This is a genomic window from Salinivibrio kushneri (assembly GCF_005280275.1).
GTDB lineage: Bacteria > Pseudomonadota > Gammaproteobacteria > Enterobacterales > Vibrionaceae > Salinivibrio > Salinivibrio kushneri.
Map to the genome: position 1 here is coordinate 1,871,945 of NZ_CP040021.1, position 20,027 is coordinate 1,891,971.

A 20,027-nucleotide genomic window follows, 5' to 3' on the forward strand; every position below is an offset into this window, starting at 1 on the left:
GCTTCTAGAGGCTAGATAAAGCAGATCATGCTCGCATTGAGGCTATTGCTTTTTCTGTACTCTGTATTCCGTAATCAGTATTCGGGATCTTGAATACAGAGTGCTTCGCTTACGGAGTACGGGAAGAGCAGAAATCAGTGCCTAGGTCCTAGGCTCCTAGGACCTAGACACTTAGGTCTCCGTATTCCGTCATCTTTTCCTAGGATCTAGGAGCCTAGGCCCCAGGAACCACTTTACCCCTTCATTTCAGCGGCAAAGTTGAGCATGCGGTTGAGCGGGATTAACGCTTTTTCGCGCACCGTGTCGTCAACGTGGATCTCATGCTCTTCGCCGCCGTTTTCAAGCGCGTTTTCAATCGCTTTGAGGCCGTTCATCGCCATCCATGGGCAATGGGCGCAGCTTCGACAGGTCGCACCGGCGCCGGCGGTGGGGGCTTCGACAAGCTCTTTTTCCGGCACCATTTGCTGCATCTTATAAAAAATGCCTTTATCGGTGGCCACGATCAGCTTTTCGTTCGGCAGCGTTTGTGCCGCTTTAATCAGCTGGCTGGTTGAGCCGACGGCATCCGCCATTTTGACCACACTGGCAGGCGATTCTGGGTGAACGAGAATCGCGGCATCAGGATAAAGGTGTTTCATTTTTTCCAGCGCTTGGGCAGAGAATTCATCATGCACCACGCATTCGCCTTGCCATAAGACCATGTCAGCGCCAGTTTCTTTTTCGATGTAGGCGCCAAGGTGGCGATCTGGGGCCCAGATAATTGGCTTATCTTGGCTATCAAGGTGTTCAACAATCTCTAACGCAATGCTGGACGTCACCACCCAATCGGCACGCGCTTTAACGGCGGCTGAGGTGTTGGCGTATACCACCACAGTATGATCCGGATGGGCATCACAAAACGCGGTAAATTCGTCCGCTGGGCAGCCTAAATCTAGCGAGCATTCCGCATTAAGTGTCGGCATTAGCACGGTTTTCTCTGGGGTGAGAATTTTGGCGGTTTCCCCCATAAAGCGTACACCGGCGACAATCAAGGTACTTGCTGAGTGTTGGTTACCAAAGCGGGCCATTTCTAACGAGTCTGCGACACATCCGCCGGTTTCTTCCGCGAGGGCTTGGATCTCTGGATCCGTGTAATAGTGAGCAACAAGCACCGCGTCTTTTTCTTCTAACAATTGTTTGATGCGTGCAACGTGTTGTTTTTTCTCTTCGTCACTCAATGCCACAGGTTTCGGCGGAAAGGGGTAGACCCTTTGCGACGTTTCAATCACTTGGCTCATGGGATTACTCATGCTTACTTCCAGTCCGGGGCTTCCAGTCCGGGTAGTATAACGTGAGTGGAGCTAGAGTCCTAGAGCGAGGTCTTAGAGCCTAGTTCCTGGTTCCTAGGTCCTAGGAATAGATTACGGGATACGGAGACCTAAGTGCCTAGGTCCTAGGATCCTAGGACCTTATTGCCTACATCGCGTTTTTGGCTTGTTTGGCGCTGGTTGAGTCTGGGTAGGTATCAATCACTTGCTGGAAGTATTGATTGGCTTGGTCGCCATTACCTTGTTTTTGTGCTATCAAGCCCAGTTTCAGCAAGGCATCCGGGCGTTTGTTGGAGTCTTTAAACTCACTCACTGCCGTGAATTCTTGGCTGGCTTGTTCAAACTTACGTTTGGAGAAATAAAGCTGACCGAGCCAATAGTGGGCATTGGCGGTGTAGACCGACTCTGGGTATTGTGAAAGAAACGCTTTAAATGCTTGGGTAGCCCCTTGGTAATCTTTCTCTTTTAAGATCAGATTAACGGCGGCTTCATAGGCTGCATTTTCGGTTTGATCCGCAGTGTAGTTCGCGGCTGACTTGTCCTCAGCCTTTTTTTCAGGCTCTGCAGGTGCTGATTGCTTCGCCGTTCTTAGGGTATCGATTTCTCGATAGAGGTCGCGCTGACGCTCAACCATTTGTTGAATGTCATAGCTGTTGCGCTCAACGTTGCCGCGTAAATTGCTCAGCTCTTGCGCCATTTGGTCAAGCTGACGCTGCATATCCAGCTGCATTTGGTTACGAGCTTGGAGCATGCGCTCTAAACGATCGACGGCGGTGCCACCCGCCCCTACTTCTGTCACCGGAGCAGGTGTGGCAGCCACGGGGGCTGCCACACTCACCAGTAACGCCAGCGCGAGGGTTCGCACAGAGTTACTGTTCATTGTCATATCCTTTATCCATTACCAAAAGGCTGGATTAGTATACCAATACCGCACGACGGTTTTTGGCGTAAGCTTCTTCGCTTTGGCCAAGTACCAACGGTTTTTCTTCGCCGTAGCTCACGATAGAGATCTGGCTCGCCGGTACGCCCAGCGCTTGTAGGTATTTAGAAACCGCTTCGGCACGACGCTCGCCCAGGGCAATGTTGTACTCAGGCGTACCGCGCTCATCTGCGTGACCTTCTACTACCACTTCCATGGCTGGGTTCGCACGCAGGTAAGTCGCGTGGGCATCCAACATGTCTTCGTATTGTGGCAGTACTGATGAGTCGTCAAAGTTGAAGTAAACGGTTTGCGACTGACGCAGTTCTTGGTTACGGATTTGTTGCTCTGTCATTGAGCCTTGGCCGTCAACAGGAGAAACAACGGTGGTGCCGTTTTGGTTAGTTGATTGGCCAGAACCACTGCCGGTTGAGCTATCGTGTGAGCTACACGCAGCCAGTGTAAACATCGGCAGTGCCACCGCCAGACCTTTCAGTACTTTATTGATTTGCATTCTATTTTCCTTTTCTAGAAAGTTAGCGCACGTTGTTTAAAATTAAAAACTACAGGTAAGGTGACCAGGCTGGTGCACGCACGCGCCCGTTGGTTGCCGGTAACCGCGCTTTAAAGCGGCCGTCTACAGAGACGAGTGACAACACATTCTTACGTCCATATACCGAGCTGTAAATCACCATGCTGCCATTAGGCGCAATGCTTGGCGACTCATCCAACAAGGTTTTGGTTAGGATTTGCACCGCCCCGCTGTTTAAGTCTTGCTTTGCAATGTTATAGCCAGACGATGATTGATTGACCATAATCAAATGACGGCCATCCGGTGTCAGTTGCCCACCCATGTTCTGATTGCCTTGCCACGTGATCCGTCGGCTAGTTCCGTCGTCTAAATTTACGCGATAAATCTGTGGTTTGCCACCCCGGTCAGAGGTATAGATCAGCGAGTTACCATCAGGATCCCAAAATGGCTCGGTGCTGTTGGCACGGCCATGGGTAATTTGCGTCAATTTTTTGCTGTTCAAATCGAAGGTGTATACCTGCAAGCTGCCCGTCTTGGAGAGTACCAAGGCTAACTTACTGCCATCAGGGGAAAACTGTGGCGATCCATTGTGACGAGGGTATGACGCAATTTTCTCACGTTGGCCGGTGTAAATGTTCATGATAAAGATTTCCGCCTGGCCATTTTCAAAACTGACGTAGGCGAGCTTGCGACCATCCGGTGACCAAGACGGTGACATCAATGGCTGTTTGGAACGCAGGATCAAGCGCTCGTTATAACCGTCATAGTCTGACAAACGCAGCTGGTAGGGGTAGTCGTTTTCTTTATCAATCACCACATAAGCGATACGCGTTAAGAACGCGCCTTTCTCGCCGGTGAGCTGCTCATAGACAATATTGGAAATGCGATGCGCATAGCGGCGCAAGTCGCTCTCGTTGACCGTGGCGCGGTTGTTGACCAGCAAGTGATCATCGGTTTGCACTAGCTTGCCATCGGCACCTAAGCCTTTGCTTTCACCGCCGGTGAGTTGCCCTCGAACGATATCAATCAGCTGATAGTCAATCTGATAACGACCGTCAGATGTGGGAGTAATGGTGCCTGTGACCACCGCATCCACCCCCAGCGAGGTCCAAGCGTTGTAATCTACATCCGCATCACTATATGGGGTTTGCGGCATGTCACTGACCGCCAGCGGGTTGAACTTACCGCTGCGGCGTAAGTCAGAACCGACTACCCCGGAAATGTCCTCGGGTAGTTCGCCTTGCCCTTTCCATTGAAATGGGATCACGCCAATCGGGCGTGCGGTATTCACCCCTTCGGTGATCACCAATTTCAGCGCAGCGTGTGCCGGTTGCGTCAGTATCGACAGACAGGCTAAAAGCATCACCACTGCGGTGATACGCCATGTTCGCAAACGATCCTGACTTTTGCTTGTCACACTGCTTGTGCCACCGCAGGGGCTCACTTCCATCATGTTTGGTATCCTGTCGTTTAGTTAGGTCTAACGGTCAACTCGATATCACGTAATTTGGCAATAATATCGCCATCTTCCGGCATCGGAAACTGAGACACAGACGCCACCGCGGTCTTAGTCGCGCGGCATAGTCGCGTATTGCCCGCCTTTTCTTCCACATTAAGCAGAAGGCCGGTCGGTGACAAGCGCATATTCACCACGCACTCTTGGCCACTTAGGCCATCGTCTACGATAAGCCGTTGCTGGATCATCTGTGTAAAAATGGCGCCGTACCGCGCCACTTCGTCTTGAATAAATTGCCCGCGCGCGCTTTGTCGCTGGCTGGCTTCTGACTCAAGGCCTGAGAACAAATCGTTCAGCGCCGCCTCTTGCTCTTGTTGTCGTCGCTTCGCCTCCTGGGCTTTGCGCTCTGCCTCTTGGCGCGCTTGTTCGGCTTTGCGCGCCTCTTCTTCCGCTTTTTTACGTTCAGCAAGCTTGCGCTGTCGCTCAGCTTCGGCTTTTTTCGCTTCTTCCTCAGCTTTACGTTGCGTGGCAAGCTTTTCTTGCCGTGCTTTTTCCGCTTTCTCCGCCGCGAGTTCCGCTTTGCGCTTCTCTTCTAACTTGCGCTGGCGTTCGCGTTCGGCCCGCTCGGCTTTTTGTTTGGCAATACGCGCTTGCTCTTCCGCTTTGGCCTGTTGCTCGGCAATCCGCTTTTGCTCTTCCCGAGCCTGGCGCTCAGCTTCTAGCTTTTGTCGCTTCACTTCGCGAAGGCGCTGCTCTTCTTGCTCACGCTGCTGCTCAAGGCGTTTCGCTTGCTGCTCTAACCGTTTGAGTCGCTCTGCTTCTTCACGCTTTGCCTGGTTACGTTGCTCACGAATTTTCTTCGCCTGTGCATTGACCACGGCCGGATCAATCACTGTGGCATCAATCGCACGCCCTGCTTTAGGGGTTGGCGTTGAGTCAGAACTAAAGTCTGCGCCCCACAACAGCACAATCACTAACACCACATGCAACAAGGCTGATATCGCCAGCGCGGGTATCAGCGAGTCTTTGCCTGACTTTTGGTGGGTTGGTTTATCGTTTGGCTCGTTCATCACCCTCACCTACGACTCGTACGGCTCGGTCATTAAGCCCACTGACGACACGCCAGCTTGGTTTAATGCATCAAGCGTCAGGATGATTTCTGAATAAGGCACCCGGCCATCACCGCCCACTAACACGGGCGATTTGGGGTTGAGCTGCAGCTCAGCTTTAACGCGCACCAGAATTTCTTCCAAGCTCAAACCGCGCGTCATATCGCCATTATTGACACTGAGTCCGAGTTGGCCGTCTTTATCCACTTCCACAATGATAAAGGCGCCGCTGTCTTCCTCTTCTGCTAGCTCTGCCGCGGTTTTCGCTTGTGCCGTTTGTGGCAGATCCACATCCACGCCCTGCGTCACGAAGGGGGCGGTCACCATAAAAATAATCAGCAGTACCAGCATCACATCAATGTAGGGGACGACATTGATTTCCGCCGTCATCTTGCGCCGCTTAGGTTGATACGCCATGGATCACTCCTGGGTTGCCGCAAACGCTTGACGATGAAGAATGCTAGAGAACTCTTCCATAAAGTTCATGTAGTTGTGCTCAAGTTTGCCCACTTTAGCCGTCAGACGGTTGTACGCCATCACCGCTGGGATCGCGGCGAACAGGCCCATTGCGGTTGCCACCAAGGCTTCAGCAATCCCGGGCGCTACCATCGCCAGCGTGGCCTGCTTTACCGCGCCCAAAGCGATAAAGGCGTGCATAATGCCCCACACGGTGCCAAATAGGCCGATGTAGGGGCTGATTGAGCCCACGGTGGCCAAAAATGGCAGATGGGTTTCCAGCTCTTCCACCTGTTTTGATAGCGACACACGCATCGCCCGCGAGGTGCCTTCCATCACCGCTTCAGGCACTTTGTCATTGCTGCGATGCAAACGCGCGAATTCTTTAAAGCCGGCGTAAAAAATCTTCTCGCTGCCGGTCAAATTGTCTTTGCGCGCTTGCACTTCTTGGAACAGTTGAGAAAGATCGATCCCAGACCAAAATCTGTCTTCAAAGCGTTCCGCTTTGCTAAACGCTTGCTGCATGACCTTGGAGCGTTTGATGATCATCGCCCAAGACACCACTGACATACCCAGTAATATCAGCATCACTCCCTTGACAAGCAAACTTGCTTGCAAAAACAGGTCGAGAATGGAAAGTTCAGCGGTCACGTCATCATCTCCGATTTAATCTGTGTTGGAATCGATTTGGGTTTCATGTTTTTTGGGTCGACACAGGCTATCTTAACCGTCGCCGCACACAATGCTTTTTGATCAGAATTCACCAAGCTTTGACAAAACGTCATGCTGGCGCGCCCCATGGCTGACACTGTAGTGACAACCTCCAGCGCGTCATCAAGCCGAGCGCCACGGTGAAAATCAATGTCCATGTGGCGTACCACAAAGGCCGTATGCTCGGCAAAGAGCGCTTGTTGATTGACACCGATCTCACGCAACAGTTCAGTGCGTGCCCGCTCAAAGTAATTGAGGTAATTGGCGTGGTAAACCACTCCCCCGGCGTCCGTGTCTTCATAATACACACGGATGGGCCAGCGAAACGGCGTTGATTCTGTCATGTCTTTACCCATGATCGGTTTTCGATAGGCAATTACTATACCTAAGTTGTGGATGTATAGAAATGCCGAGACCGCGCGGCTGGCGCATTGGTCGCCCATCAAGCAGTCGAGAAGTGATGTGCTGCAAAAAACGCGCAATTACTCACGCTAGAGTGATGAAAAAAGCACCGCTTGGGTGCTTTTGTCATTCATTTGTCATTTTGCACTTGCTCACCGAGCGGTTGACTCAACTAGCGTAGCCACATCAAGGCGAGCAAAAGAAGGGAGACGCCCCACCCCAATGGCGGCCAGGTGAGCCATCGGCTCCACTTGCCTTGCGCGGTGAAACCGACGGCATGGATCACCCCGACACAGGTCGCGTAGAGCAGCCCCACGCCCATCGGAAACGTCACCCCACCCATGCGCTGAGCAAAGGCTTCTGGCGCCCACATCACTTGGCCGCCCCAGCACAGCGCGCTGGCCAATGAGAGCAGCCGCCAAAGGCCAGTAAAGTGCTGGCCTAAAGGCGCAGGTTGGCGCTCACTCATTGTCGTGATCCATCGCTTCGGTGTGCTCCAACCATAAGGCATTGATAATGCCAAAGGCGCATGCCAGCAGCACACCAAGAATCCACGTGAAATACCACATATGCAAGCTCCTTAATCAGTACAGTGAATGGGTGTTGTCTTCAATATATTGCGCGTCTAAGCGGCCAAACATCTTAATGTAGCACCACAGGGTGTAAGCCAAGATAATCGGCACAAACACTGCGGCGACGATGGTCATGATCGACAAGGTCAGCTCGCTAGAGGTGGCATCCCACATGGTCAAGCTGTGGCCGGGGAAAGTGCTCGATGGCATCACAAAGGGGAACATCGCGATCCCCGCGGTCAAAATCACGCCCGCCACGGCTAAACTCGAGAACAAGAAAGCCCAACCTCCGCGCTCAAGACGTGACGCCAGCATTGCCAACAATGGCATGACAGCGCCGACCAGTGGTGCTAACCAGAGGATTGGCATCGCTTGATAGTTACGCATCCAAGCGCCGCTTTGTACCGCGACCTCTTTCGCCAGTGGGTTAGAGGCTGCTTGATTCGCCGCCTCACTGACCACCACAAAGCCATCTATATTTTGTACCCAGAAGCCTGCTGCCACAAAGAGTACGGTGGTCAATAATGCACACAGTTGCGCGACATTACGTGCGCGTACATGCAGCGCATCGGTGGTTTTTAGTTGCAACCAGGTTGCGCCTTGCAACACCACCATAAACAGGCTCACCAGCCCACACACCAAGGCGAAGGGATTAAGCAGCGCAAAAAAGCCGCCTGTGTAGGTTGGGATCAAGAGATCGCTAAGCTGGAACGGCACCCCTTGTAAGAGGTTACCAAAGGCGACCCCGAAAATGACCGGTGGCACAAAGCCCCCCAGCACCAAGCCCCAATCCCATGCGGTGCGCCAGCGTGGGTCATCGATTTTTGAGCGATAGTCAAAGCCCATGGGACGGAAGAAAAGCGCCGCCAGTGTGACCACCATCGCGATATAAAAACCAGAAAAGGAAACCGCATACACCAACGGCCAAGCGGCGAATAATGCCCCGCCTGCGGTCACTAACCAGACTTGGTTGCCTTCCCAATGGGGCGCGACAGCGTTAATCATTACCCGACGTTCACTGTCGGTTTTGCCGATCAGGGTGAGCAAGGCGCCCACCCCCATGTCAAAGCCATCAGTGACGGTAAAGCCGATCAGTAACACACCGATCAGCACCCACCAGATCAGGCGTAACGTTTCATAATCAAACATGCTCTCTCTCCTTATGCTTCAATCTGGCGGCTGAAATCCGCTTCTGGATTGCCTTTTTGTTCAAAATGGTAGCGGCCGGTTTTGAGGCTGCTGGGCCCAAGGCGGGCAAACTTGAACATCAGATAAAGCTCAGCGACGAGGAAAACGGTGTAGAGCGAGCAAATCGCCACCATCGAGAAAATAATATCGCCAGCGGCCAGATTCGATGCGGCCACGTGCACGGGGAGGATTTCCCCCACCGCCCAAGGCTGGCGACCGTATTCGGCAACAAACCAACCCGCTTCGCAGGCGATCCATGGCAGAGGAATACCAATCAGCGCAAGCTTCAGTAGCCATGGTTTTTCATCGATACGCTGGCGACAGGTTTGCCAGAACGCCATGCCAAAAATAAACAGCATCGCAAAGCCGCACGCTACCATGATCCTAAAGCTCCAGAACAAAGGCGCCACTTGCGGAATAGAGTCTTGCGCGGCTTGCTGAATTTGCCCTTCAGTCGCATCCACCACCTTGTCGGTGTACGGCTTAAGGAGCAGGCCATAACCGAGGTCGTTTTTCACTTCATTGAACGCGGCTTTGGTTTCCGGTGATTTCTCGCCGGCACGCAGTTTTTCCAGCAATGCGTACGCCTGCATACCATTGCGGATGCGGGTTTCATGCTCAGCAATCAAATCGGTTAAGCCTGTCACTTCTTTATCCAGTGAGCGCGTGGCAATGATCCCCATCGCATAAGGGATTTTGATCGCATAATCGGTCTGCATGGTCTCTTGATTCGGCAAGCCCACCACGGTAAACGCCGCTGGCGCTTCTTCGGTGTGCCACTCGGCCTCAATCGCTGCCAGTTTGACCTTTTGTACATCACCCAGCTCGTAACCGGACTCATCACCCAGCACAATCACGGATAAAATGGCCGCCATACCAAACGAGGCCGCGATCGCAAACGAACGGCGGGCAAAGGCTATATCACGGCCTTTGAGCAGGTAGTAAGCACTGATACCAAGGATGAACATCGCCCCTGTGGTATAGCCAGCGGCAACGGTGTGAACAAACTTCACCTGCGCCACGGGGTTGAAGACCACATCGGCAAAGCTCACCATCTCCATGCGCATGGTTTCAAAGTTAAACTCTGAACCCACGGGGTTTTGCATCCAGCCGTTGGCGACCAAAATCCATAGCGCGGAAAAGTTAGAGCCTAACGCCACCAGCCAGGTAGTGACCAAGTGTTGACGCTTACTGAGACGATCCCAACCAAAGAAGAACAGGCCCACAAAAGTGGATTCAAGGAAGAAGGCCATCAGCCCTTCAATGGCAAGCGGGGCCCCAAAAATATCCCCGACATAGTGGGAATAGTAGGCCCAGTTGGTTCCGAATTGAAACTCCATGGTGAGGCCAGTGGCCACCCCAAGCGCAAAGTTAATTCCAAACAGCTTGCCCCAAAACTTGGTCATGTCTTTGTAGATTTGCTTGTCGGTCATCACGTATAACGATTCCATGATGGCCAGCAAAAATGCCATGCCCAGAGTTAAAGGAACAAACAGGAAGTGATACATCGCGGTCAGCGCAAACTGCAGCCGCGATAAATCGACGATATCGGTAATCATGGTCACTCCTTTACACCGTTTTCGGTGCCGATACTGGCGTATCGCTCGTTTTACTCTCTCACCCAACACGGCAGTCAAAACAACTGGCTGGCGCGGGGAAAGCTACACACTTCTTAATTGACTGCTTGCATGTTACACAGTTGAAACACCAAGGTTATTCTATAGTTAAATTTTATCTAATTAAGGTATAACTAATATTATAGGTACAACAATGGGGTGTTAATCGCGTTTTGCTCGGTTTGTCGACTCGGCTGCAAAAACAATAAGGCGAACCAACCAAGATACAAAACTGTGATTAACCGCGAAGAAACTGGGTGAGACGGCGGCATTAACGGAAGCCACTTCTCATTGTCTCGTCACCAGCAACCGCTAGCAGATGGGGTTACGATAAGGGTTCACGTGCTACATAACCTTAATCTAGATCAAAAAAACCCATTGGTTGTCGGCCAATGGGGCTGTTTTAGAAAAAAACGTCTTGATCTTGATTAAGGTTTGCGAGGATTTTTCGCTCAGTCTTAGCCGACTAAGTTTTCGGCAAATCAAAGCCAAAGTGCAAATAGGCACGCTGGCTGGCAATTCGGCCACGTGGTGTGCGTTGCAGGTAGCCTTGTTGAATCAAATAAGGCTCAATCACATCTTCGATGGTGTCTTTCTCTTCGCCAATCGCCGCCGCTAAGTTATCAAGCCCCACCGGCCCGCCATCGAACTTCTCAATAATAGCATTGAGTAGCTTGCGATCCATGTAGTCAAACCCTTGGCTGTCGACATCGAGCATATCGAGCGCGCGTTTGGCTATGTCAGCACTGATATCTCCCGTGCCTTTTACTTCGGCATAATCACGCACACGGCGGAGCAAGCGGTTGGCAATGCGTGGCGTACCACGAGAACGACGAGCCACTTCCATCGCCCCTTCCTCGTCGGTTGATAATGCCAAGCAATGGGCGCTGCGTTTCACGATACCGGTTAGATCCCCCACGCTGTAATACTCTAAACGCTGAGTAATACCAAACCGGTCACGCAAGGGCGATGTCAACGAGCCGGCGCGGGTGGTGGCACCAATCAGGGTAAACGGCGGTAAATCGATTTTGATTGAGCGCGCGGCAGGCCCTTCACCAATCATAATATCTAGCTGATAGTCTTCCATCGCCGGGTACAAGACTTCTTCTACCACTGGGCTTAAGCGATGGATTTCATCAATAAATAATACATCGTGAGGCTCAAGGTTGGTGAGCAAGGCGGCCAGATCGCCGGCTTTTTCTAACACGGGGCCTGACGTGGTGCGAATATTGACGTCCATTTCATTGGCAACAATATTGGCCAAGGTGGTTTTACCCAGACCTGGCGGGCCAAAAATCAACAGATGATCGAGCGCCTCTTGGCGTTTACGCGCAGCATGGATAAAGATTTCCATTTGATCACGGACGTGATTTTGCCCCTGGTAGTCTTCCAATAACTTAGGACGAATCGCGCGGTCGATCACCTCTTCTTCCCGATCAGGGGTGGTTTGCGCCGAGATTAAACGATCAGCTTCTATCATGGGTTACACCATTGAACGCAGCGCGTGACGGATCACGTCTTCGCTGCTCATATCATCAGTTGCAATTTGTTTAACCACTTTCTCCGCCTGCGCCGCTTTATAACCCAGTGCGACCAAGGCGCTTACCGCCTCATCCGCGGCAGACGATATGGTGGTTGGCGCTGCGCGTAGGGCTGCGCCCTCAGCCGTCGCAGCATCCGTGTGCGGGGTAAAGAGATCGAACGCTTCCCAATTTTTAAGCCGGTCACGCATTTCAACCACCAAACGTTCCGCGGTTTTCTTGCCCACGCCGGGGATTTTCACCAGGGTCGAGACATCATTGTGCTCGACACTGTCGACAAAGTGGTTAGCCGTCATCCCCGATAAAATCGCTAACCCCAGTTTAGGTCCCACGCCATTGGCCTTGATCACTTCCCGAAACAGCGCTCGCTCACGTTTACCGCTAAAACCATAGAGAAGTTGCGCATCTTCACGCACCACAAAATGCGTGTACACGGTGGCAGTTTCGCCCACCTCCGGCAATTGATACAAGCAGTTCATCGGCATGCTCACTTCATAGCCGACGCCGTTCACATCGATCAAAATCTCAGGAGGTTGCTTTTCTATCAGGGTTCCCTGTAATCGGCCTATCACAATCGCATCTCTGTTTGTTACTTTGCCCCAAGGATAAAGAATAACTGGATCTATATCCAGTCGGATTGAGGGGGATACGGAATACGGAATACGGAATACGAAATACGGAATACGGAATACGGAATACGGATTACGGATTACGGATTACGGAAAAGCGTAACGTGCCTGTCCCTGTAGAAACAGTTCCTAGGGCCTAGGATCCTAGGACCTAGGCGCTACTTTCTGCTCTTCCCGTATTCTGTAAGCGAAGCGCTCTGTATTCGAAATCCCTAGGCGCTTTTACCGATACCGGCCGCGGCGGGCGGCGTTGGCTTTGCCGGCCATGGCGATGAGGGTGTGGTTGGTGTGAGCATGACAAATGGCAACCGCGAGAGCATCGGCGGCATCGGCTTGCGGGGTGGCACTAAGTTTCAACATATGGGTGACCATATGCTGGACTTGCTTTTTATCCGCACTGCCTTTTCCCACTACGGCTTGCTTGATAAGCCTGGCGGCATATTCAGACACCGGTAAATCGGCGTTTACCGCCGCGACAATGGCACTGCCGCGTGCTTGACCCAGTTTCAGTGCTGAATCCGCGTTACGGGCCATAAACACTTGCTCGATAGCAAAGTTATCTGGCTGAAATTGCGTGATGACTTCGCTCACGCCTGCGTAGATATGCTTCAGTCGACCGGGTAAGTCGTCTGTCTCGGTACGAATACAGCCACTACCGAGATATTCAAGATGCCGACCATGTTGGCGGATCACCCCATAACCGGTGATCCGCGAACCTGGGTCAATTCCCAGTATCACTGCCATTTAGCTTAAACTCGCTGCCACTTCATCCGAGATATCACCGTTATGGTAGACTTCTTGCACATCGTCAAGGTCTTCTAGCATATCAATCAAACGCAACAGCTTGGGTGCAGTGTCTGCATCTAACTCCGCTTTGGTGGATGGTACCTGCGTCACTTCGGCACGTTCAGCCTCAAACCCGGCTTTATCCAGTGCATCTTTCACATAGCCAAAGTCATTAGGCGTGGTGTACACATCCATTGAACCGTCGTCATAGGTGACCACATCGTCCGCGCCGCCTTCGAGTGCCGCTTCCATCACCGCATCTTCTTCAAGGCCGGAGGCGTAGGTAATCACCCCTTTTTTATCGAATAAGAAGCTGACTGAACCATCGGTACCCAGGTTACCGCCAGACTTGGAAAACGCATGGCGCACGCCTGATACCGTGCGGTTGCGGTTATCGGTCATACACTCCACCATCACCGCCGTGCCCGCAGGGCCATAACCTTCATAGATGACGGTTTCCATGTTTTCGTCACCTTCGCCGCCCGCACCACGTGAAATCGCACGGTTGATGGTGTCGCGTGTCATGTTATTTGATAGCGCTTTATCCACCGCGGCACGCAAACGTGGGTTGGTTTCCGCTTCGGGGCCACCTTCTTTGGTTGCCACCACAATTTCTCGGATAAGCTTGGTGAAAATCTTACCGCGCTTCGCGTCTTGAGCGGCTTTACGGTGTTTAATGTTCGACCACTTACTGTGACCTGCCATATCGACTCTCCGTTTTTTGCGCTCCCCTCACGTGAAAGGAGTAATAAGAAAAACGCGCCTTGGCTTTTCAGTCTGAGGCGCGTTGAGACATTGACCTTGCGCCTTGATACGACTGCCTGGTGACGGCAGCTATCGGTCGCAAGGATAAGACGGGCAAGACTACTTGTCCGTCATCAGGCGAATTTATTCGCTGTGTTCGTTTTGCTCTGCCGCCGCGGTAATGCTGAGAGCCAGCTCTTCAAGCGCCGCGTCATTGGCCAGGCTTGGCGCATCAGTCATCAAGCAGGCCGCTGCAGTGGTTTTCGGGAAGGCAATCACGTCGCGAATGTTTTCGGTGCCGGATAGCAACATCACCAGGCGATCCATACCAAACGCCAGACCCGCGTGTGGTGGGGTGCCGTATTGCAACGCATCCAACAAGAAGCCAAATTTCTTGCGCTGCTCTTGCTCATCAATGCCCAGCGTCTCAAACACCGCGGCTTGCATTTCTGGGTTATGGATACGGACCGAGCCACCGCCCACTTCGTAGCCATTAATCACCATGTCGTAGGCGTTAGAGTTCGCCGCCGCCGGGTTTACCACCAGCTCTTCAGGTGTCACGTCTGTCGGCGCAGTGAACGGGTGGTGCATCGCATGCAAGTTACCTTCGTCGTCTTCCTCAAACATTGGGAAGTCAATCACCCACAATGGTGCCCACGCTTGGGTGTCGGTCAGCTCAAGATCCAGGCCTAACTTCACACGCAGTGCGCCAAGCGCTTCGGTAACGACAGACTTTTTGTCTGCGCCGAATAGGATAATGTCACCGGTTTGCGCCTCGGTGCGTGACAGAATGCTTTCCACCACTTCGGCATTGAGGAACTTGGCCACCGGCGATTGAATGCCATCAAAACCGGCGTCGCGGTCGTTGACTTTCATCCACGCCAAGCCTTTGGCGCCGTAAATGCCAACAAAGTGGGTGTATTCATCAATCTGCTTGCGCGACAAGCTGGCACCGCCTGGCACACGAATCACGGCCACGCGGCCTTTTTCATCGTTTGCCGGGCCAGAGAACACTTTGAATTCAACATCTTTGACGATATCAGCGACATCGACGATTTCGAGCGGGTTACGCAAATCTGGCTTGTCGGAGCCAAAACGGCGCATCGCTTCTTCATACTTCATGGTGGGGAACGCGCCCAAGTCCACATTAAGCAGTGATTGCCACATGTCACGGATCAGTTGCTCGGTTACCTCGCGCACTTGGTCGGCGCTCATAAACGAGGTTTCGATATCAATCTGGGTAAATTCTGGCTGGCGATCGGCACGCAAATCTTCATCACGGAAGCACTTCACGATCTGGTAGTAACGATCGAACCCGGACATCATCAGCAACTGTTTGAACAGCTGTGGTGATTGCGGCAACGCATAAAAATTACCTTTGTGGACACGGCTTGGCACCAAGTAGTCACGCGCGCCTTCTGGGGTCGCTTTGGTGAGTACCGGGGTTTCGATGTCTAAAAAGTCATTGTCATCAAGAAAACGACGGACAAAGCTGGTGGCTTTAGCACGCAGTTTAATCCGATCGCTCATTTCAGGGCGGCGCAAGTCAAGGTAGCGATACTTCAGGCGCTGCTCTTCGGAAATAAACTGGTTAAAATCAATCGGCATCGGCGCACTGCGGTTGATGATCTCCAACCCTTTCGCCACCACTTCGACTTCGCCTGTGGCCATATCACTGTTGATCTGGCTCTCTGGACGCGCACGCACTTCACCACGGATGGTCAGGCAAAATTCGTTACGCAATTTGTTTGCTTGCTCGTAAACGTCACCCATATCAGGGTCAATCACAACTTGCACCAGACCCTCACGGTCGCGCATGTCGATAAAAATCAAGCCGCCCAAATCACGGCGGCGGTTAACCCAACCACAAAGACTTACTTCTTGCCCGACGTGGGCTTTATTCAGGTGACCACAATATTGGGTGCGCATAGATTATTCCTGATCTGTTCTGATGATTCCGCTTGCCCCCTGGGGCACAAGCCTGCCAAATACTGAGGGGAATTCGGGTAACAGCGTCTGTCGTACCTGACGGTACGCCCCCATGAGTGCCGTTACTGTCAAAGCCTGCCATTATAAAGGAAAAGCCCCGCTCTTGGTAAAGCGATCGCACTTAAAACCGATAGTTTTTTTATCCAAATCCTTTTAGGCTATTACTTTATTGGTTCGCAACGCATCAGCACGGGCATGACCTCCTTATTACACCAACTCCCCTCTCCACCCCTGCGGTTGGGGCTGACGCAATGGTCTCATCCGAGTTGGCAGCATCACTTTTATCCGCCAGGCACCAAGTCGGGCGATCGCTTAGCCCGTTATGCCGAGGTGTTTAATACCGTCGAGGGCAACACGACTTTTTACGCCTCCCCCTCGCCGCAAACGGTGAATAATTGGGCGGCCGCCATTCCAGACAGTTTTCAATTTACCTTTAAGCTGCCTAAAACCATTACCCATCAATGCCAGCTGCGTCATGCGCAAGGCTTAACCGCCGACTTTATCAAGCTGATGGCCCCGCTCCATGACCATATTGGTCAGTGGACCATTCAGCTGCCAGCGCGTTTTGGCCCGGAGGGGTTAGCAAGCTTAGCGACATTTCTTGAGTCGCTACCCCGCGAGTTTTCCCTTGGGGTAGAGGTGCGTCATCCCGCCTTTTTTGCCAAAGGCGAAGCAGAGAAAGCGCTCAACCGGCTGTTGATCGATCATCATGCCAACCGTGTGATCATGGACAGCCGCCCGGTGTTTGCGGCTAAACCCGACACTCCGGCGATTATTGATGCGCAAAAGAAAAAGCCCCGAGTGCCCGTGCATGCCATCGCCACCAGCGCAGCACCCATGGTGCGTTTTATCGGCCATCCGGACTTGCCCGAAAACAGCGCGTTTTTTGACCCTTGGATCTCACGCTTATCCCAATGGATCGCCGCGGGCAAAACGCCCTATTTAATGATTCATACCTCAGATAACGATCAGGCCCCTGCACTGGCTGCACACTTGTATCAACGTCTTGATTTATCAACGCCACTGGCTTCCGTCACGCGCGCCGCGCAAAGCCAGCAAGGAGCATTGTTTTAATGTCCGCCCCACGCGGCGCGCTCACCGTGCAGACAGGGGCAGAAAAATTCACTACAATACGCCGCTTTTGTGGCAGTGTTTACGCGCGTCATGCGCGAGAACCTGCCTGCTAGGCTGATGTGTAGGGGCTTACATGGCTAATCAGGATAAAATTTTCGCTGCGCCTATCGAGAAAATGGGCGACTTCACCTTCGATGAAAATGTCGCCGAAGTGTTCCCGGATATGATCCAGCGCTCGGTGCCGGGATACAGCAATATCATTTCGGCCATTGGCATGCTGGCCAAGCGTTTTGCTGCGCCTGATAGTCATATTTACGATCTGGGCTGTTCGCTAGGTGCTGCCACTTTATCGATGCGCCGCCATATCCCTCATGACAGCTGCAAAATCATCGCGGTGGATAACTCTCAAGCCATGGTTGAGCGTTGTCGCTTGCATGTTAACGCGTATCGCGGAGCCGCCGATGTTGAGGTTCGCGAAGCCGATATTCGCGACGTCGAGATAACCAATGCCTCGATGGTGGTGCTTAATTTTACCCTACAGTTTTTAAGCCCTGACGATCGCCAAGCCCTACTCACTCGCATTTATCAAGGCTTGAAGCCAGGTGGGATCCTGATTTTATCCGAGAAGTACCGCTTTGAAGATGACACCGCCAATGAGTTGCTGATCGATTTACACCACGACTTTAAGCGCGCCAATGGCTATAGCGAGCTTGAGATCAGCCAAAAGCGCAGTGCACTTGAGAATGTGATGCGTCCAGACAGTATTACCACCCACCAAGCGCGACTTAATGCCATTGGCTTTAGCAGCGTCGCCATGTGGTTCCAGTGTTTTAACTTTGGTTCAATGTTCGCCATTAAGTAAGACCAACCTGATAGTACGAGTAATCTGATGTTTGATTTTTCCGATTTTTATCAGCTGATTGCTAAAAACCGCTTGAGCCATTGGCTCGAGGTATTGCCAGCGCAGTTAGCCGAGTGGCAACACCAGCCGCATGGCGATATGCCTAAGTGGATAAAAGTCCTGCACAAGATCCCAACCACTGCGCCCGAGACGGTTGAACTGAAAGACGCGGTGCGTATAGGTGATGACAGTAGCTTACCTAATGGCGAGCGCAAAAAATTAGAAAACTTATTACGCATCTTGCACCCTTGGCGTAAAGGCCCGTACCAGGTACACGGCATTGATATTGATACCGAATGGCGCTCCGATTGGAAGTGGGATCGGGTGCTGCCGCATATTTCGCCGCTAAAAGGGCGTTATGTGCTTGATGTCGGTTGCGGCAATGGTTATCACATGTGGCGAATGTTGGGCGAAGGGGCCGAACTGACAGTAGGCATCGATCCATCAGAGCTATTTTTGATGCAATTCGATGCCATTCGGCGCTTGATGGGTAACGATCAGCGTGCGCACCTGTTACCTTTAGGGATTGAAAAACTGCCAGCGCTGCGCGCATTCGACACCGTGTTCAGCATGGGTGTGTTGTATCACCGCCGCTCTCCTCTCGATCATCTGATGCAACTTAAAGATCAGTTGCGTAAAGATGGCGAGCTGGTGCTGGAAACCTTGGTAATCGATGGTGATGAAAACGCGGTGTTGGTGCCGACCAGCCGCTATGCACAAATGCGCAACGTCTACTTTTTCCCGTCCGCGCGTGCGTTAAAAGTCTGGCTGGAAAAAGTTGGATTTGTCGATGTGCGTATTGTCGACGAGTGCGTCACCACCACGGATGAACAGCGCAGTACCGAGTGGATGACCCATAACTCGCTGCCAGATTACCTAAACCCAGATAACCCCGCGCAAACCATCGAAGGGTATCCGGCCCCTAAACGCGCGATCTTAGTGGCTCGTAACCCAGACTAACTTGCTGGGTCTGAAAAACAACACCACCGCCAGTCATCCTCCGATTGGCGGCGGGGTTGAAGTATCTTTACCTGGCACCCACCCCGCCCTGACGCCCCGCTCGCAATCGCGCCGCTTGTATTGAGCGCTGCGTTTTATTTCACCGCTTGAGTGCTTGTTTGCTAACGGCTTTGCTTTATGACCGTTGATTAAATCAGCATTTAGTCAATTCTGACTAACATTTGACAGAATCCCCCTACCCATCTTTATCGCATCCTTTAGAATTTGCTCTCGCCGTCGCCATCAGGGCGCTAATGCCTGTGACATGGCTAGCCGCAATCCTTCTTATGCTGTGGAGATTTAGATGCTATTTCGTTGCTCACTGATCAGTGCGCTTTTACTTACGGTGTCCGGCTGCACATTAACCTCGCAGCACCAACATCAAGAAACGCTCAATAAATTTGATAACCTGGCAGCCCAAAGCCAGCAACAACAGCAAGCGCTCACCGAGACCTTCACGCAACAGGGCGCAACACTCAACCAGTTGGCAAATAAAGTGACCGCACTTGAGAGCCAACTGTCGGTCATGCAACGCACGCAGGCCAAAGTTTACGCCAATATGGCGACCAATCCCCCTGACGTAAAAGTGAAAGAAAAAGTGGTGAGAGTCCCGGTTAACGACGGCAAGGTTATTCTCGGTGGACGCGAATTTGTCTGGTTTGATGCGGTCGAAAACACCTTCCAATCCCGTGTGGATACCGGTGCTGAAACCTCCTCACTCAACGCGGTAGATATCCAAGAGTTTGAGCGTGACGGCGATACCTGGGTCAAGTTCAACGTCAATCACAGTGAAAACAATGACCAGCCGGTATTTATGGAAATGCCAGTGAAACGTTGGGTGCGTATCCGTCAGTCGTCGAGCGATAGCACCGAGCGCCGCCCGGTGGTCGAAGCCTGGATCCGCGTGGGCAAGATCCATGAAAAAACCGAATTCACCCTCGCCGATCGCACCAACATGGAATACCCAGTGCTGCTTGGCCGCGAATTTTTTAAAGACTTGGCGGTGGTTGATGTCAGCCAAGTTCACATTCATCCGCAATATCAGCCGGACACGCCAACGGAGCCAGGCGATGACGACACCCCCAACAAGTAGGTA

21 protein-coding genes are annotated in these 20,027 nt (G+C 52.3%); 4 read left to right on the plus strand and 17 right to left on the minus strand.

Going from position 1 to position 20,027, the window contains the following annotated elements; translation table 11 throughout:
- Positions 1-233: 233 nt before the first annotated feature.
- From nadA to aspS, 17 genes are all read right to left on the minus strand, one after another.
- On the minus strand, positions 234-1,277 hold the full coding sequence (gene nadA / locus FCN78_RS08765; RefSeq protein ID WP_077659412.1) for a quinolinate synthase NadA: 1,044 nt from the start codon (positions 1,275-1,277) through the stop codon (positions 234-236).
- A 178-nt stretch (positions 1,278-1,455) separates the two neighbouring features.
- Positions 1,456-2,187 (minus strand): tol-pal system protein YbgF, encoded by a 732-nt coding sequence (ybgF, locus tag FCN78_RS08770; protein WP_077605444.1) that lies wholly within the window; start codon positions 2,185-2,187, stop codon positions 1,456-1,458.
- Between the two features lie 34 nt (positions 2,188-2,221).
- On the minus strand, positions 2,222-2,740 hold the full coding sequence (gene pal / locus FCN78_RS08775; protein WP_069361240.1) for a peptidoglycan-associated lipoprotein Pal: 519 nt from the start codon (positions 2,738-2,740) through the stop codon (positions 2,222-2,224).
- 49 nt (positions 2,741-2,789) lie between these two features.
- The gene (gene tolB, locus FCN78_RS08780; protein ID WP_077605454.1) at positions 2,790-4,121 is read right to left on the minus strand and encodes a Tol-Pal system beta propeller repeat protein TolB; all 1,332 of its coding nucleotides are present in this window, start codon (positions 4,119-4,121) and stop codon (positions 2,790-2,792) included.
- Positions 4,122-4,228: 107 nt separating this feature from the next.
- Positions 4,229-5,284: a cell envelope integrity protein TolA gene (gene tolA, locus FCN78_RS08785; protein WP_077659411.1), complete on the minus strand. Its 1,056-nt coding sequence runs from the start codon at positions 5,282-5,284 to the stop codon at positions 4,229-4,231.
- A gap of 9 nt (positions 5,285-5,293) precedes the next feature.
- On the minus strand, positions 5,294-5,740 hold the full coding sequence (tolR, locus tag FCN78_RS08790) for a protein TolR (protein ID WP_046075367.1): 447 nt from the start codon (positions 5,738-5,740) through the stop codon (positions 5,294-5,296).
- A gap of 3 nt (positions 5,741-5,743) precedes the next feature.
- Entirely contained in the window at positions 5,744-6,430 is a 687-nt protein-coding gene (tolQ, locus tag FCN78_RS08795; RefSeq protein WP_069361239.1) for a protein TolQ, read from the minus strand.
- Complete coding sequence (ybgC, locus tag FCN78_RS08800) at positions 6,427-6,834, minus strand: tol-pal system-associated acyl-CoA thioesterase (protein WP_069361251.1); 408 nt, start codon at positions 6,832-6,834, stop codon at positions 6,427-6,429. The genes tolQ and ybgC overlap by 4 nt, the downstream gene beginning before the upstream one ends.
- Before the next feature lie 230 nt (positions 6,835-7,064).
- Positions 7,065-7,361, minus strand: a complete 297-nt coding sequence (locus tag FCN78_RS08805; RefSeq protein WP_069361238.1) for a cyd operon YbgE family protein — start codon at positions 7,359-7,361, stop codon at positions 7,065-7,067.
- Complete coding sequence (gene cydX / locus FCN78_RS08810) at positions 7,354-7,461, minus strand: cytochrome bd-I oxidase subunit CydX (RefSeq protein WP_021024361.1); 108 nt, start codon at positions 7,459-7,461, stop codon at positions 7,354-7,356. Before cydX ends, FCN78_RS08805 begins: the two co-directional genes overlap by 8 nt.
- Positions 7,462-7,476: 15 nt before the next feature.
- The gene (gene cydB / locus FCN78_RS08815; protein WP_077659410.1) at positions 7,477-8,613 is read right to left on the minus strand and encodes a cytochrome d ubiquinol oxidase subunit II; all 1,137 of its coding nucleotides are present in this window, start codon (positions 8,611-8,613) and stop codon (positions 7,477-7,479) included.
- An 11-nt stretch (positions 8,614-8,624) separates the two neighbouring features.
- Positions 8,625-10,208, minus strand: a complete 1,584-nt coding sequence (gene cydA, locus FCN78_RS08820; RefSeq protein WP_201258663.1) for a cytochrome ubiquinol oxidase subunit I — start codon at positions 10,206-10,208, stop codon at positions 8,625-8,627.
- Between the two features lie 526 nt (positions 10,209-10,734).
- Positions 10,735-11,748, minus strand: a complete 1,014-nt coding sequence (gene ruvB, locus FCN78_RS08825; protein ID WP_077659408.1) for a Holliday junction branch migration DNA helicase RuvB — start codon at positions 11,746-11,748, stop codon at positions 10,735-10,737.
- A 3-nt stretch (positions 11,749-11,751) separates the two neighbouring features.
- A complete protein-coding gene (gene ruvA, locus FCN78_RS08830) occupies positions 11,752-12,381 on the minus strand; it encodes a Holliday junction branch migration protein RuvA (protein ID WP_069361235.1) in 630 nt (209 codons plus the stop codon).
- A gap of 279 nt (positions 12,382-12,660) precedes the next feature.
- Positions 12,661-13,182: a crossover junction endodeoxyribonuclease RuvC gene (gene ruvC, locus FCN78_RS08835; protein WP_046075360.1), complete on the minus strand. Its 522-nt coding sequence runs from the start codon at positions 13,180-13,182 to the stop codon at positions 12,661-12,663.
- The gene (locus FCN78_RS08840) at positions 13,183-13,929 is read right to left on the minus strand and encodes a YebC/PmpR family DNA-binding transcriptional regulator (RefSeq protein ID WP_077459205.1); all 747 of its coding nucleotides are present in this window, start codon (positions 13,927-13,929) and stop codon (positions 13,183-13,185) included.
- Between the two features lie 183 nt (positions 13,930-14,112).
- Positions 14,113-15,897, minus strand: coding sequence for an aspartate--tRNA ligase (gene aspS, locus FCN78_RS08845; RefSeq protein ID WP_077659407.1), 1,785 nt, complete (start codon positions 15,895-15,897; stop codon positions 14,113-14,115).
- Positions 15,898-16,188: 291 nt separating this feature from the next.
- On the opposite strand from aspS, the gene FCN78_RS08850 reads away from it, so the two are divergent.
- The 4 genes from FCN78_RS08850 to FCN78_RS08865 all read left to right on the plus strand — a co-directional run bounded on the left by FCN78_RS08850 (position 16,189) and on the right by FCN78_RS08865 (position 20,024).
- Entirely contained in the window at positions 16,189-17,031 is an 843-nt protein-coding gene (locus FCN78_RS08850; RefSeq protein WP_201258662.1) for a DUF72 domain-containing protein, read from the plus strand.
- 133 nt (positions 17,032-17,164) lie between these two features.
- Positions 17,165-17,893: a carboxy-S-adenosyl-L-methionine synthase CmoA gene (gene cmoA, locus FCN78_RS08855; protein ID WP_077521232.1), complete on the plus strand. Its 729-nt coding sequence runs from the start codon at positions 17,165-17,167 to the stop codon at positions 17,891-17,893.
- Between the two features lie 27 nt (positions 17,894-17,920).
- Positions 17,921-18,892 (plus strand): tRNA 5-methoxyuridine(34)/uridine 5-oxyacetic acid(34) synthase CmoB, encoded by a 972-nt coding sequence (gene cmoB, locus FCN78_RS08860; protein ID WP_077659405.1) that lies wholly within the window; start codon positions 17,921-17,923, stop codon positions 18,890-18,892.
- A gap of 343 nt (positions 18,893-19,235) precedes the next feature.
- Positions 19,236-20,024 (plus strand): ATP-dependent zinc protease family protein, encoded by a 789-nt coding sequence (locus FCN78_RS08865; protein ID WP_077659404.1) that lies wholly within the window; start codon positions 19,236-19,238, stop codon positions 20,022-20,024.
- The last annotated feature ends 3 nt before the right edge of the window (positions 20,025-20,027 follow it).

Coding starts and splice junctions, on each gene's coding strand:
- cmoB (WP_077659405.1), top strand. CDS start 17,921: ATGTTTGATTTTTCCGATTTTTATCAGCTGATTGCTAAAAACCGCTTG.
- ruvB (WP_077659408.1), bottom strand. CDS start 11,748: ATGATAGAAGCTGATCGTTTAATCTCGGCGCAAACCACCCCTGATCGG.
- cydX (WP_021024361.1), bottom strand. CDS start 7,461: ATGTGGTATTTCACGTGGATTCTTGGTGTGCTGCTGGCATGCGCCTTT.
- aspS (WP_077659407.1), bottom strand. CDS start 15,897: ATGCGCACCCAATATTGTGGTCACCTGAATAAAGCCCACGTCGGGCAA.
- ybgC (WP_069361251.1), bottom strand. CDS start 6,834: ATGACAGAATCAACGCCGTTTCGCTGGCCCATCCGTGTGTATTATGAA.
- pal (WP_069361240.1), bottom strand. CDS start 2,740: ATGCAAATCAATAAAGTACTGAAAGGTCTGGCGGTGGCACTGCCGATG.
- FCN78_RS08865 (WP_077659404.1), top strand. CDS start 19,236: ATGCTATTTCGTTGCTCACTGATCAGTGCGCTTTTACTTACGGTGTCC.
- tolR (WP_046075367.1), bottom strand. CDS start 5,740: ATGGCGTATCAACCTAAGCGGCGCAAGATGACGGCGGAAATCAATGTC.
- ybgF (WP_077605444.1), bottom strand. CDS start 2,187: ATGAACAGTAACTCTGTGCGAACCCTCGCGCTGGCGTTACTGGTGAGT.
- cmoA (WP_077521232.1), top strand. CDS start 17,165: ATGGCTAATCAGGATAAAATTTTCGCTGCGCCTATCGAGAAAATGGGC.
- cydB (WP_077659410.1), bottom strand. CDS start 8,613: ATGTTTGATTATGAAACGTTACGCCTGATCTGGTGGGTGCTGATCGGT.
- ruvC (WP_046075360.1), bottom strand. CDS start 13,182: ATGGCAGTGATACTGGGAATTGACCCAGGTTCGCGGATCACCGGTTAT.
- FCN78_RS08840 (WP_077459205.1), bottom strand. CDS start 13,929: ATGGCAGGTCACAGTAAGTGGTCGAACATTAAACACCGTAAAGCCGCT.
- tolA (WP_077659411.1), bottom strand. CDS start 5,284: ATGAACGAGCCAAACGATAAACCAACCCACCAAAAGTCAGGCAAAGAC.
- tolB (WP_077605454.1), bottom strand. CDS start 4,121: ATGCTTTTAGCCTGTCTGTCGATACTGACGCAACCGGCACACGCTGCG.
- nadA (WP_077659412.1), bottom strand. CDS start 1,277: ATGAGCCAAGTGATTGAAACGTCGCAAAGGGTCTACCCCTTTCCGCCG.
- FCN78_RS08805 (WP_069361238.1), bottom strand. CDS start 7,361: ATGAGTGAGCGCCAACCTGCGCCTTTAGGCCAGCACTTTACTGGCCTT.